A 14,184-nucleotide genomic window follows, 5' to 3' on the forward strand; every position below is an offset into this window, starting at 1 on the left:
TAATCAGGGTTTTCACGAATCAGGCCTGGGGAAATTACGTATTGTGCATAAATTTTTTTTTTCATACTTTCACAGGCCAAACAAATCGCAAATTATGTCTTCTAACAGGGAAAAAAAATTAAACAAATCTGACGTCAGAATAGGCATTTGGAAGTTTATTCTGTCTTTTGTCGTTTTGTCGGTTGTAACTTTTGCGTGCTTATTTCTCTTCTTTAAGAGTTATGACATACAACGTGAAGGGATCAGTCGGGATGCTGAAGCCTATAAAGAACTGATGCTTCGAAGCGACGTGCTGAAAGATCACATTGATGATATTTATGACAAAATGAACCAGCTTAGTATTAATAAGGTGGAGAATGACGTATTCCTCAGAACCAGCATTATGGATAATGTGAGAGATGCCAAAAATATTATGGGCAAAGACAGTGCGCAGAGCTTTAAACACTATGCTATACTGATGAAGCAAATAGGGCCTATGATGACTTTAAAGGCTAAGATCATTGAAGTGGAATATAAGAAGAAAACCGTTTTAAGGGATCTTGATGAATGTATGGGTAAAATAAAAGTAACCAATAACGAGCTTAGAAAAGACCCTACAAGAAATTTCACAGGAAGTAGAAGAAGAAGATAAAAAGAAAAGATATGCAAGGACAAATCACATTATCGAAGAAAGAAAGGCATTATCAGTTTTTTTATTTAATACTGATGCTTGTGACTGCTATGTTATTTTTGGGAGTAATCTTTTTAAAAGGATTTGTATCTCCATTTTCTGATGAAGATGTAAGAGGGATTCAGAATCTTGAACAGAAAGCTGAATTCGAGCATCATCAAAAAATTGTTATCCCGATCATGGACAGTACTTATACGATGATCACAAAACTTACCGATGACGGTCCACAGCCTTTTGTAGAAAATAATATTCAGCTGGGGGTTAATGACCTTAACAGCTATTTTAGCAATACGGATGTCGTTGATATCCGAAAAGATGCCTATCCTCAGATTGCAAAATTCTATAAAATGTACTTTGATGACAAAAAAGTTATTTCAACCACCTCAGAAGACATTAAAGTTTTTCAGAAACAGGTGGATGAATGCAGAATCGGATTTAAGGATAAGCAAAATAAGCTTTATCAGCGTGAGCAGGACCTGAAAGCGAGGGTACAATAAGCAATAAATACTAGGAACTTTACATAAAACACATCACAATTATTAACTATGAATTATTTTCAAAAGAACAAGAAAAACATTATTATCGGTGTTGTTGCAACTTTGCTCATCGCAGCATTAGTTGCTCTATGGCTGCAGAAAAAAGTTATCCATTCAGCCGATGATATTGTTGGGGTGGTTTATCCGTCTTCACTGGCGGTAGGAGACACGCTTTTATTCGAAGATAAGACCCAGTTTGCGAAAACCAAAAGATGGAATTTCGGAGACGGTACTACTTCAGATAAAAACAGTGGGATTCACTTCTATAATAAACCGGGGTACTATCAGGTAAGTTTGATCGTTGACAATAAGTATACGAAATCTTTCCCTGTAATGGTAAGCGCAAGAAGCGTTCAGAAAGCAAAAGATACTGCAAAAACTACAACTACTATCGAAGCAGCAGCTCAGGCTATGCAAAATGAAAGTGTATCTTTCCGTGCCATTTCTGAAGCAAAAGTATTTGCATGGAAATTCGGAGAAACAGGAAATACAGATTCTAAAGATAAGTTTGCAATCTATTCTTACAAAAAGCCCGGAGACTATGTGGTAACACTGTATACTGAAGAAAGTCAGGAACCTATTTATCACCATATCAAGATCCTTCCAGCTTATGATGCTCTTGCAGAAGAGGAAGTCTCAGTAGAAGATTCTTACGCAAGGGTAGATAGTGATTTCAAATATCACCTGCAGCAGATTGCAAATGGAAACAGTTTCAATATGCATTACAACTACTTGTTGAAAACCTATCTGTGTAACAATGAAAATACAGTAGTAAAGGTAAATGACAGCAAAGTAAACAATTTCTACATGTATTGTGCAGGTCTTCAGTTTGACAAAAACACGGTGATTCAGACTGTGAAAGTGAACCTTGATGATAAACAGGAGTGTGTAACTAAAGTAGAAATCAACCAAAGCAAATAATATCATCCGGTTTTTACGGATGCGCCAATCATTAAAGATAAAATAGGATGAAAAATAAATTTCCTCAAGCAGCATATTATATAGGGTTATCAGTATTATTGACGAGTTGCCAGGTAAAACTGCCGTCAAAGAAAACCCCGGAACCGTCACAGTACGGGCAGGTGGACGCTTCCCCTGTCGTTAACGGTTATCCTAAAAAGTCAGCGCCATGGATCGTTATTTCAGACAGATCGAGAAATACGGCTTATCTGGATAAAGATGATGAAAAATCTTACAAAGAAGTAAAATTCCTTGAACCTTTAATGGTTTTAAAACATAGAGACGGAATGGTAAAAGTAGCGGAATATGTTCCGGATGCTTTAATGAAAAAAGTTTCATCAAAATCCATCAAAACATACGGATGGATTCCTGAATCTGACCTTCTTCTCTGGAACAATGCTTTAAAAAGCGAAAAAACAGGATATCCTGTAAGAGTAGCCGTAGTGCCAAGTAACAGCGAAGTTATCAGAAATGCCGAAAGATACTATAAAAATGACTCTATTATGGTGTTTAATTCACCAAGTCTTATAGAAACAGCTAATGTAAAAATTCCAAACGGACAAATTGTATATGTCTACAAACAGGCTGAAAACAACAAGCGATTTTTGGTAGGTAAAAAACCTTCAATTGATATAGACAGCATCGGTAAAGGTCTTTACGGATGGGTAAGTTCTAACGTGATTTCCAGTTGGGGAGAACGTTCTGCCATAAAACTGAAAAATACAACAGGAATCAATGACTCTGCTTTAGGTATCTATGAAGGATACCCGGGAGGATCAGGATCAGATGCTGAAAATAAAAAAGCAATTCTTCTTACAGACGTTAACAAAAGAACGCAGCTTGAGAATATTTTTCCTGTAAATCTTCCATTGGAACAAGCTCCAACTCCGGATTCAAAAACAAAATATTTTACCAATATTTTAGATTACAGCAAAAATTTTGTATCAAATGTATTGGGTGAGCCTATTTATTTTGACCGTTACAGAGAGATTACAGAAAGAGATAAAAATATCAATATCGTTTTCGCATTGGATGTAAGTGCAGGAAATGCACCTTATGCACCTATTGTAAAATCATTACTACAGGATCTTCAGCTTAGATTTGAAAAACCATCTTATTTTAGCAATGTTAAATATGGAGTGGTGTTGTACAAAAATAATCCTTGCGGGGAAAATATTTCTGTATCCAACTTAAGTGCAGACTACAGCAAAATGACAGCGTTTATTGATCAGAAGACGAATGAGATGAATTGTGCTAGCAATAACGGGTATCAGCCGGTAGGTGAAGCTCTTACTGCAGCAGGGAACCTTCTTTCAAACGTACCTGATGAAACCAATATTGTAGTCACTGTGGGAACTTCTGCCAACCAAAGTGGAAATATGTACAGTGTGATCAGTTCACTTACTCAGGCTCAGGCAAGACTGATTATGTTCCAGACGAGTGCAAGATCTTCAGATACTTACAACGATTTCGTATTGATGGCAGAAAATGTTGTTACCAATACGGCCAAAAATATTGCTGAACTTAAAAAACAAAAGATCATCAACCAATATGATGTTCTTACAAAGAATAACTTCAGTCTGGTAGAAGGTGATGCCGGATTCTTCTCGTTGGCTTACCCTAAACAGAGTATGTCTCAAGGGTTTGTGATCTTCCCGAAAAAAGGTGATATTACAACGCCAGGATTCCTGAAAAAGTCTGTTGACAGCCTTATTTCACAGGTTACTTTAGACAACCAGAATATTGATAAATCACTTAATGAATATTTCCACTCATCAGTAGGTGCTGGAAAAACAGACGTTGATGTGAAATACAAATATCTTTATCCGGGACTTACCAATCCGGTTTCTGCAGGAATTGCGGCACAGTTGATCAACTATGGAAGCCCATTCCTTGTAAAAGGATATATTCCAAAAGATCTGAAAGATTTTACTCCGGGAATAGAAAAAGGAATTCTTATCTCGGAATCGGAATATGATAACTTAAAAGCTTTCTATACCGAAGTATACAGAAATACTGAGGCAGACCGTCCAAGCTTTAATCAGGCGAAAGCAGTGAAAGAATATGTGAAGCTGCTGAAGAAATATAACCCTACTATAAAATTCCTGGATAAAGGCGCTCTTTACGAGCAGCCAATGTCTTACGCTATTGGAATGAGTACAGGTTTTGATCTTTCTGAAGAAGAGCTGATGGCTAAATACAAACTGAAAGGCTGGAAAAAATCGAAAATTGTTCCTAGCGAAACTGTAAAAAATTATTTCTACCACTACAAAAATCTAGCAGACAGAATGCTTGCCAACAGAAACAACCCGGCTGTAAAAATTCAGCAGAACGGGCAGACTTTCTACTGGCTTAATGAATACTTTACACCGTCAAGAATTCCGACAGAACAACCGGAATATACGAAGCACTAAGAATTTATTTTTATCATATCAAAAGCAGGAGTACACACTTCTGCTTTTTTTGTGTCCAGACACAGGAAGTAAAAAGTTTGAAACACTTAAACTTTGAATTCAAAATTCACAGAAAAGCGAATTGACAAGTCATAATTCACCTTTAATTTCTCATTTATCTCTCTTTATGGTGTAAAACTATTTTTTATCTTAAAATTGGGATTTAATTTAAAGTACTGTATTGATGGGTGTTGTGATGTTGTGTGTAAATCTATTGTCGTAGAATTACGACAAGAAATCGTAGAACTACTACAATTTCTCAGATTTATATTGAAAAGTTTTTTTTAGCGAAAAAGAGCCTCTATATTTGCTAAACAATCACCGAATCACAAAATATTACTAACGATTAAAATTTACTAATCATGGCCGAAAGAAATTCAAGAGGAATCTTAAAATTCAACAACGGTGAAGGACAGAAGCTGTTAAAAATGAACTACAGCGTATCCAGATCTACAGATGTATCAGGACGTGTAGCATCAGATCCTTCTAATGCACTTATCAAAGTAACAGTAGAGGCTACTGAGAAATCTGATATTCTTGAAAGTTTGCTAAATGGTAAATACAAACCTACAGTAGGAGAAATCACTTTCAACAAATCTCACGAAGAAGGAACACTGATTACTTTGAACTGGCAGAACGGATATGTAATTCAGCATCAGGTTGATTTTGATGCAATAGACAGTAATAGCATGCTGATCAGCTTTGTAGTAAGTGCTGAAACTATTGACTATGGTACATCTCAGTACGCTGGACTTTGGCCGTCAAGCTAAAATTTACACACATTATCAACATTCATAAGAAAAAAGACTGTCCCTATTTAAGGCGGTCTTTTTTTGCCTGAATGAAAACTTATACCAGAAAATTTTACTCTAACATACTTATATAATCTCTGTTATATAAAATATTGTTATCTTTAATACAAACACAAAGCATATGAAAACCGAATCAAAGACAAAAGGATCTTCTTTCCGTCCGTCACAAAATGCAGACGGAATATCCGAGAATCATCATGCAGGAATCAACCGACTGGTTAAATTGTCACTGGTTGTGGAAGGTAAAATTATTAAGTACTATAAACATTTCACTCTTAAACAAAAAGCTAGCCACCACCACGAGTTCAGTCTTACTCTTGCCCATGATGCATTGGGAGACAGACAGAGCCACACCCTTGAAGAAGCTAATAAATTTTTGGGAAAACGCCTTACTGCCGTTATTTCTTACAAAGATATTGAGAAAAGTCCCGAAAGAAACTTTGTCGGGATCATTACCAAAGTAGGATTCAGCCAGGAGAAAATGAGTCTTGGAAATATTGTGCTTTCCGGATACAGCCCGACAATTTTACTGGACGGAGCCCCGCATATCCAGAGTTTTGGCGGCGGACAATCTGTCAATATGGGAATTATAGCTGAAGAAGTAATCAAACAGGGAATTGATAAAGAACGATTTGATATAAGGATTGATACAAACGATTATTCCCAGATCATTTACAGCAGCCAATATAATGAAACCCATTACAATTATCTGGCAAGGATGGCAGAAGCTTATGGAGAACAATTTTATTATGATGGAGAGGTACTGCACTTCGGAAAACTTCCTCCACAGAATAAACCTATCAAACTGCTTTACGGAAGCAATGCAGATCATGTAAAAGTAGAGCTAAAAGCTGTACATACAAAACCTCAATACTACGGCTACAACAGCAGTAAAAACGAAAAACTGACTTCCGGAGAAACTCCTGTAAGTCATTTGGGCGATCTTGCCAATACTGCATACAGTCATAACGATAAAATATATAAAACTCCGGCACTTCAGATAGCACCTATTAAAGCGACAACTCATCTGGATGTAGAACACTCCCAAAGAAGTACTTCAGGAAGCGAAGCGGTAAATGTATTTTCCGTTTCCGGATCTACAACAGTTCCGTTTTTACATCCGGGATGTATTGTGGATATTCACATGAGAAAGCCGGACAGCAATGAAACGTCATATTTTACCAAAGTGATGGTAACAGAAGCTGTTCATGAAATTGATACCATCGGACATTATTCAGGAACTTTTGAATCTATTGCAGCAGATACTGGTTTTTTACCTAAACCGGAATTTAATGTACCTGCTGCACAACCACAGATTGCAACCGTAATTTCAAATACCGATCCGGAGGGGCAGGGAAGAGTTCAGGTGAGATTTGACTGGCAGATGAATGATACCACCCACTTTGTCCGCGTCATGAGCCCTGATGCGGGAGGAACAGATCAGATAACTCAAAACCGTGGGTATGTAGCTATTCCTGAAGTAGGAGACCAGGTGATGGTCAATTTTGTTCACAGCCACCCTGACAGACCTTTTGTGATGGGAGGAATGTTTCATGGCGGAATAGGTCTTGGGGGAGGTGCAGACAACCGCGTAAAGTCTATCCAAACGAGAAGCGGCCACAGAATTGTTTTCACAGAAGATGAGAGTATCATTATTACAGATAAAAGCGGTAATGAGATTCATTTGGATACTACCGGAAGCAATATTAATATTACAGCACCGGAAACGATTAATATTAATGCAAAAAATATAAATATAAGTGCTTCAGAGAATATTACATCTACAGCAGGATTAAATATTACAGAAGGGGCAGGAGTAAATCATATGAGTACCGCCGGAGGAATGATGATGCAGAATGCTGTGTTGGATTATTCTTTAATGGCTGCTAATATTTTGAAAGTGGCAAAAGGAGATATTTCTTCTGAGTCTACAAATGTGAAAAGAAACGCAAGTAAAGATATAGAAGTTATTTCTGCTGAAGGTACGATTCATCATAATGCCCAGAAAGAAGTAAAAAATAATAGCGGAGAAAAAGGAGCTAACTATTAATTTGATATCATGGGAAATATTACAGAAATAGCAGGTGGAAAGATATCTGAATTATCAACCCAGGAGATTGAAAATAATGCCGGAAACTTTATCAGTAATTTCGCTTCAAAATTTATAAAACAAAAAGGTGATCAGCAAGGAGTTACTTATGACAATCCTCCTGGGGATGAAAGAAAAGTTAAAAATTCAATAAAAGGACTGGCCATTTTCCGGAGGAAAAGCAATTATTCTGCTCAACCAGACTTTGGCTTTGATTGGTATGCAGGAGAAAACTACGAGACAACGTATAGTGAGCCGTTTAATTATGAAAACCTGGTGCTGGATGGGGTTGACAGCCTTAAAAAAGAATATGCTCCCCATTTAAAACATATTTCTTTGGGAGAGTTTGGTTATATTAACGTAGGTTCCAATAGTGGAAAATCAGGGTTGAATATCAATGGGAAACCCTATTTTGTTCCCTGGTTTTCTGGTTTTGCAAAAGACGGATCGGGCAGTAGCAAGAGCTATGAACTTGATGTATTTTTCAATATTGAAGAACCTGTAGAAGGAAGAATAGATATAGACAGTGATGCCAAAGAGATAGAAATAGAATTTACAGATGAAGGGGGCAGCAGCTTTGAAATATCAGAAAGTACTCCAAAACAGTTCAGTAAAAATATTAAAATTACATTTTTAGATTATATTGCGGAAAGTACATGTATAATCATTACATTTCATAAAAAGTCTGAAGAAGAAAAAGCTGAAGAAAAACAATGGAAAGAAGATAAGGCTGCAGGAAAAAAAGTAGATTCAATGCCAACCATTTATATCACCGCAGGTGAATTGATGGGAATGCTTAATGTTTACAATAACAGTATAGAATATGATTTGAATGTCCGTTATGTAAAAGTTCACTTTAAAGGCTGGATCAAAGTGGACGGATATGATGAAAAAATATATCTGTCAAAAAGAAACGGCACTTCCTTACCTGATTATTTCGAAGATAAAGATATTATTAAAAGACAACAGAAGCTCCAGAAACAAAAAGCCGAACTTGAAGCCGAATTGGCGGAGGTGCAAAGTGGTAAAACAGGCTGGTTCAGCAGCAGTGAAGAAACATTACAGAAAAAAATTGTTGAGAAAAATGAAGCTATTCTTAAAATTGATATTCAGAATAAAGCGAGATTAAAAATAAACCAAGAACTGAACACTTATGAATTTAATACGTTAGAAACTAAGTTTAGCAGTTCATTTCTCAAAACTTATGAACAAAAAATTAAAGATACTTTCTCTCAAACATTAAGCCACTTCAAAATAGATAAAGAAGAGTATCTGGAGGCAGATTTTGATAATATGGATGATGATCTGTATTTGAAAAAAAATGGTGCAAGCTGGGAATTGATGGAAGACGGAATATTTTCTGATAAAGGAGATGCAGGATATGTGCAAAACTATTTGGAAAAAATATACAGGGAAAATAATCCCGGTTATGAAGATACCATTGTATTTTTTGTTCCTTTTGATATTGATGATTTATTTGGTAAATCTGAAAGCATAATGGCCGGTGCAGATAATGTGATCGTAGGACCAGCAATTATGGCAAAAAAGGATTGGATAACCATTCCTCATGAAGTAGCACACTCGTTGGGTCTGGCCCATTCTTTTCCTGATTCGGGATCAAATAAATTTGCAGGATTTTTTGAAGATTTTGTAAAAGCAGGGCATCTCTTCAAGCAAGGAAAAACAGAAAATGTAATGGATTATATTTATGGAGATGTATTGATCACTTTTTGGAAATGGCAATGGGATAGGATTCATAAAGACTCGGATGATATGAAAGCAATAGATAAATTGAAAAAAAATGAAACTGAAAAATAAGAAGTCCATCATCTTTAAGATGTTAGTTTTTATTGGCATAGTAATAAGTTGTCATTCAAATAGTCAAAATATGCAGGAATATAATAAAGAGGTTGAAAAGTTCAGCACCAGAGAACTGTACCCCAACCAGAAGAGTGCTTATGAGAAAAATGGAGATCTGGTATTGTTTTATCTACCCGGCAAACTGCATGAAAGGTATGCGAAAGTTGATCTGAAATCGCATGTTTTTGATATAAAGTATTCAATGTTTCTGAATACGGATGATCTGTTGGAGATTAATCATTTCAAATATTTTTTACCCAAAAAGTATTCTACTTTTTATAAATATCCTATTGGAAGAAGCGGAACGGCAGGAGGTGATTTCTTTACACTTATAGAATTTAATGAGCTTGGGCTCGTTAAAAGTATCGAAAAAAATCTTCCGGATGCCAAAAACAAATATCTGTATCACTACAATAAGTATGGTCAGTTATTGCGGATAGCTGAAGATAAAATGATTGATAAAATCTTATTGGAGAATATATATGATGAAAACGGAAGACTCATTTCTCAAAAGAAGAATACCAGAGATATACAGTCGGAAAGAGAATTTTCTTATGATAAAAATGATAATATTCTGGTAGAAAACATAAAAGAAAAAATAATAGCACCTAACGGTAAAGTGGTAAAAAATGAAACTTATACTTTGCACTATCGATATGGCAGTAAAGGACAAATAGTAAGAAAATACACTGAAAATGAAAATCATGTTGTTGAATTTCAGTACGACCCGACAAGTGATACTCTTATGAATATTGTTGAATATTACGGAATTTCAGATAAAGGGGATGCGAAAAAATGGGTAAATCATTTTACGAAGACAACTTACACCTATAATAAAGATCAGATTACGGGAGAGAACAAGTATGAATATAATATTGTAAATGCTTCGGTTCTTGCAGATAAAAAATGGACCCCAATATCTGTAGAACAACAGAAAGCATTAGCCTGGAAGAAATTTAAAGAAGAATCTGAAACACCACTGTCAGAAATTGAAAAAAAATATCAATATGAGACAAGTGCAATTCATACTGAAATCAATACCTATAATTTTTCCAACCAGTTTAAGAATGGAAAAACAGAAATAAATAAAGAACTTGTCGATTCGGAAAAAATTAAGTTTATACTGGACAATAACGGAAGGATAACTCAGAAAGAAATTAGTAATACCAAAAAAAATAGCTCAGAAGTGCAAGTGTTTTATTATTAAGCTTCTCTAAAAATGAATATCTTACAACGGTTTTAAATAATGTCTGATTATTAAAAATGATCAATACAAAACCTGCTTTTTGTAAAAGCACCTTAAACTAAATAACCTCAAACCTCAATGAACAAAATCACGGATCACTTAAAATATTTATCCAAACTATCCGCAGCATTCGTCCTCAGTATATTTAAAATTTATGCAATAGGACTTATTTCCACCATTGTTACCCTGATCCTGGGAATTTATATTTTGTCTGATCGTTTAGGCCCGTCATTGGGACATACAGGAGCTGTTGCATTTTTAATAACGACAATTAAAGCGAAGCCTGTTTCGGCAGTTATATTTTATTTGTTGATGATTATTGCTCCGTTTTTAACCATTGTTTTTGCTTCAAAATATGCAATGTCTGTAGTGATCAGTAAACTCCTTCAGGATCATTCCAAAACTATTGTAGTGCCGTTTATAGATAAAGTAATTGGGATTTTTAAAGCGAAACAGCCAACAGTAATTCGTACAAGTGCTGATTTTGCAATCGCTAAAGTAAAGCTCCTGAATGAGTTTAGAAACAGTTCAGAAAACAAAATACTTAAACGAATTTTAGGCTATGCTTTAAATAAAATAAAATTCGACGAACTGAACCTGGGAGATGAGAATGCAGACTTTTCCGAAATTATCAAAACTACATTGATTGAAAAATTGCATGAACTGGCAGAACCATCAGCGATGTTATTTTATATCTACATCGGACTGCAGTGGATCAGTTTGATTTTATTATACTTTTTGAATATTTAAAAGTAAAAAGAAGACTTAGAATGGAAATTTGTTATAAGATTCAACCACCAGAATCAGGTGTAAAAACAAAAAAACACCGTTGTTACTTCTCTAATTGAAGAATTAACTATCTTTATATCGTTTAGAATAAAATAATTAATTTTAGCTACACAAAAAGAAGGACTTTTGATTCTCTTACGGAAAGGGATGAAAAATACAGACAATACCATCAAATCTGCATCGTAAAACAGAACGCAAATATATTAATATAAGAAAATTATAAATGGGAGTACTAGTAACCAACGAAACCGTAAAGCAATTATTTCACATTGCTCAGTCGATAGCGAAGGAAAATTATAATGGAACCTATGGAGGCCCGCATATTCTGCAGGCTTTAATGCATAAAGATATCGGACTTAATGAATTTCTGAAAAGTATAGATAAAGACCCCGGTTATTTCTATGAATGGGCAGACGTCCGCATTGAAGAATACCCTAAAACAAATCATCTTCCCGATGAAGTAGGTCAGGATGATGCGATAGATACCCTTGTAGAAGAAGCTGATGACATCCGCTTAAAATTAGGACTGGATGAAATTACTCCTATCTGTCTCCTTACAGCCATTGTAAAACCACAGGTTGTATTCTCACTTCAGCAGCTGAAATCACTTCCGCTGAGAGAACATGAGATTTTCAATCTATATAGAAAAGATACACCGTTTACCGTTTCAGAAGATGGTGATTTCTCATCATTGTTTTCAAATGGTGCAGACTATTCAGATTCTTCATTTCCTTCCATTAAAAGCTATTGTGTAGACAGAACGGCACAGGCAAGAAAAGGAGAAATTGAAAATATCATCGGTAGAGATAAAGAACTCAGAATGCTGGTAGAAATTCTTTGCCGCAGAAGCAAACCGAATGTAATTATCATCGGTGAACCTGGAGTAGGAAAAACAGCATTGGTAGAAGGGTTTGCTACTGAAATCATCAAAGGAAACGTTCCCGAAATGCTTAAAAACGGAACCCTTTTAGAACTGGACACCGGAGCATTACTAGCCGGAACCTCTTATAAAGGTGAAATTGAAGACCGTCTGAAAAAAGTAATCAATGAATGTAAGAAAATTGAAAAAGCCATTCTTTTCATTGATGAGATTCATACCCTTTTAGACCCCAAAGGAAGCATTGGAAACGTTGCCAACCTTTTGAAGCCCGAGCTTGCCCGAGGTGAAATTACCGTAATTGGAGCTACAACACAGGAAGAATACAGAAAAATTATAGAGCCGGAACAGGCTTTCAACCGTCGTTTTGAGGTTTTAACCGTGCATGAGCCGGATGAAAAGACCTGCGTAAAAATGATTGATGTACTTCTTGATGGTTACAAAAAACACCATGGTATTGAAGTTGAAAAAACTGCGATTCCGGAATGTGTACGTCTGGCTAAAAGATATGCAAAAGGTAAAAAATTACCCGATGCCGCTATTGATTTATTAGACAGAACAATGGCAGCCATCAAAATGCTTGATGAATTGTCAGAAAAAGAACTCAACAGCTGGAAAGAAAGCTATGATGCTATTTTAACAGAAGAATATGCAGACACCAAAGATAAAGCAGACGAATTGATCTGGACTTACAATCTTCTAAGAGATAAAATAAGCCCAATTCTTTGGGGTTCTTTAAGTGAGCAGCCTGCCATTGACAATTCTATGCCGGTAGATCAGATTCAGAAAATCATTGAAGATACTTATGCAGAGCTTCTACATCATGCCGCCAAAAAAAGAGAAAAAGTAGACAGACTTGAGCTTGCCGCTGTAATGGCTGCTAAAACCAATATTCCAATCGGGAAGATTCAGGCCCAGGAAAAGGAAAAACTCCTGAATATGGAATCTCTTCTGCTGAACAGAGTAGTAGGACAGGATCATGCATTAAAAATCCTCTCCGATGCTATTGTTGAAAACCGAAGCGGATTAAATAAGCCAGGACAGCCTATCGGGTCATTCTTCCTTCTGGGACCTACCGGAACCGGTAAAACAGAGCTGGCAAAATCAATGGCAGAATTACTTTTTAATGATGAAAAGGCGATGGTGCGTTTTGATATGTCAGAATTTAAAGAAGAACATTCTGCAGCCTTACTATACGGAGCGCCTCCGGGATACGTAGGATATGAAGAAGGAGGTATGCTTGTTAATAAAATCAGACAGCAACCCTATACCGTTGTTTTATTTGACGAAATTGAAAAAGCTCACCATTCAGTTTTTGATGTATTCCTTCAGATTATGGACGAAGGAAAAGTACACGATAAATTGGGTAAAGAAGGAGATTTCAGCAATGCATTGATCTTATTTACCTCCAATATCGGAAGTGAAGAAATTGTAAAACAGTTTGAAGAAGGAAAAATTCCGGAATCATCTTCACTGATGCAGATTATGTCAAATTCAGGACGATTCAGACCTGAGTTTTTAGCAAGAATTACAGAGATCATTCCTTTTGCACCGATTACAGAATCTATTGCAGAAAGAATCTTTAATATTCAGTTGAAATCACTTCACACTTCATTAACAAGATTGGGAATTGCTTTAAAAATAAGTGATGATGCAGTAAGAAACCTTGCATTAGGAGGATTCAGCAGCAAATATGGAGCAAGACAGATTTCTGGAGTAATCCGTGCCCAGCTTGCCAGACCAATCTCTAAAATGATTGTTAGAGAAGAAGTAAAATCCGGCCAGACCATTCATGTAGATTGGAATAAAGACGAAGAAAAAACAAGCTGGAAAGTAGATTAATTAGGAAGCGAAAGGGCAAAAAAATACATTTGCCTTTTTGCTTATAAATA

Annotated in this window: 10 protein-coding genes; all 10 read left to right on the top strand. The window is 35.9% G+C overall.

What is annotated here, in order from left to right; genetic code table 11:
- Positions 1-94 precede the first annotated feature (94 nt).
- A complete protein-coding gene (tssO, locus tag FW780_RS19750) occupies positions 95-631 on the top strand; it encodes a type VI secretion system TssO (RefSeq protein WP_149835329.1) in 537 nt (178 codons plus the stop codon).
- A gap of 11 nt (positions 632-642) precedes the next feature.
- Positions 643-1,167, top strand: a complete 525-nt coding sequence (locus tag FW780_RS19755) for a type VI secretion system transmembrane protein TssO (protein ID WP_149835330.1) — start codon at positions 643-645, stop codon at positions 1,165-1,167.
- A gap of 48 nt (positions 1,168-1,215) precedes the next feature.
- On the top strand, positions 1,216-2,127 hold the full coding sequence (locus FW780_RS19760) for a PKD domain-containing protein (protein ID WP_149835331.1): 912 nt from the start codon (positions 1,216-1,218) through the stop codon (positions 2,125-2,127).
- Between the two features lie 47 nt (positions 2,128-2,174).
- Positions 2,175-4,580 (top strand): type VI secretion system protein TssR domain-containing protein, encoded by a 2,406-nt coding sequence (gene tssR / locus FW780_RS19765; protein WP_149835332.1) that lies wholly within the window; start codon positions 2,175-2,177, stop codon positions 4,578-4,580.
- Positions 4,581-4,981: 401 nt separating this feature from the next.
- Complete coding sequence (gene tssD / locus FW780_RS19770) at positions 4,982-5,389, top strand: type VI secretion system tube protein TssD (RefSeq protein WP_149835333.1); 408 nt, start codon at positions 4,982-4,984, stop codon at positions 5,387-5,389.
- Between the two features lie 163 nt (positions 5,390-5,552).
- Positions 5,553-7,481, top strand: coding sequence for a type VI secretion system Vgr family protein (locus FW780_RS19775; protein ID WP_149835334.1), 1,929 nt, complete (start codon positions 5,553-5,555; stop codon positions 7,479-7,481).
- 9 nt (positions 7,482-7,490) lie between these two features.
- A complete protein-coding gene (locus FW780_RS19780; RefSeq protein WP_149835335.1) occupies positions 7,491-9,338 on the top strand; it encodes a hypothetical protein in 1,848 nt (615 codons plus the stop codon).
- Between the two features lie 70 nt (positions 9,339-9,408).
- Complete coding sequence (locus FW780_RS19785) at positions 9,409-10,587, top strand: hypothetical protein (protein WP_149835336.1); 1,179 nt, start codon at positions 9,409-9,411, stop codon at positions 10,585-10,587.
- Positions 10,588-10,704: 117 nt separating this feature from the next.
- Entirely contained in the window at positions 10,705-11,376 is a 672-nt protein-coding gene (locus FW780_RS19790) for a hypothetical protein (RefSeq protein ID WP_149835337.1), read from the top strand.
- Positions 11,377-11,638: 262 nt separating this feature from the next.
- Positions 11,639-14,134: an ATP-dependent Clp protease ATP-binding subunit gene (locus FW780_RS19795; RefSeq protein WP_149835338.1), complete on the top strand. Its 2,496-nt coding sequence runs from the start codon at positions 11,639-11,641 to the stop codon at positions 14,132-14,134.
- The last annotated feature ends 50 nt before the right edge of the window (positions 14,135-14,184 follow it).

Origin of the sequence: Chryseobacterium sediminis, from assembly GCF_008386505.1 — a bacterium.
GTDB lineage: Bacteria > Bacteroidota > Bacteroidia > Flavobacteriales > Weeksellaceae > Chryseobacterium > Chryseobacterium sediminis.

Coding starts and splice junctions, on each gene's coding strand:
- tssO (WP_149835329.1), top strand. CDS start 95: ATGTCTTCTAACAGGGAAAAAAAATTAAACAAATCTGACGTCAGAATA.
- FW780_RS19755 (WP_149835330.1), top strand. CDS start 643: ATGCAAGGACAAATCACATTATCGAAGAAAGAAAGGCATTATCAGTTT.
- FW780_RS19760 (WP_149835331.1), top strand. CDS start 1,216: ATGAATTATTTTCAAAAGAACAAGAAAAACATTATTATCGGTGTTGTT.
- tssR (WP_149835332.1), top strand. CDS start 2,175: ATGAAAAATAAATTTCCTCAAGCAGCATATTATATAGGGTTATCAGTA.
- tssD (WP_149835333.1), top strand. CDS start 4,982: ATGGCCGAAAGAAATTCAAGAGGAATCTTAAAATTCAACAACGGTGAA.
- FW780_RS19775 (WP_149835334.1), top strand. CDS start 5,553: ATGAAAACCGAATCAAAGACAAAAGGATCTTCTTTCCGTCCGTCACAA.
- FW780_RS19780 (WP_149835335.1), top strand. CDS start 7,491: ATGGGAAATATTACAGAAATAGCAGGTGGAAAGATATCTGAATTATCA.
- FW780_RS19785 (WP_149835336.1), top strand. CDS start 9,409: ATGCAGGAATATAATAAAGAGGTTGAAAAGTTCAGCACCAGAGAACTG.
- FW780_RS19790 (WP_149835337.1), top strand. CDS start 10,705: ATGAACAAAATCACGGATCACTTAAAATATTTATCCAAACTATCCGCA.
- FW780_RS19795 (WP_149835338.1), top strand. CDS start 11,639: ATGGGAGTACTAGTAACCAACGAAACCGTAAAGCAATTATTTCACATT.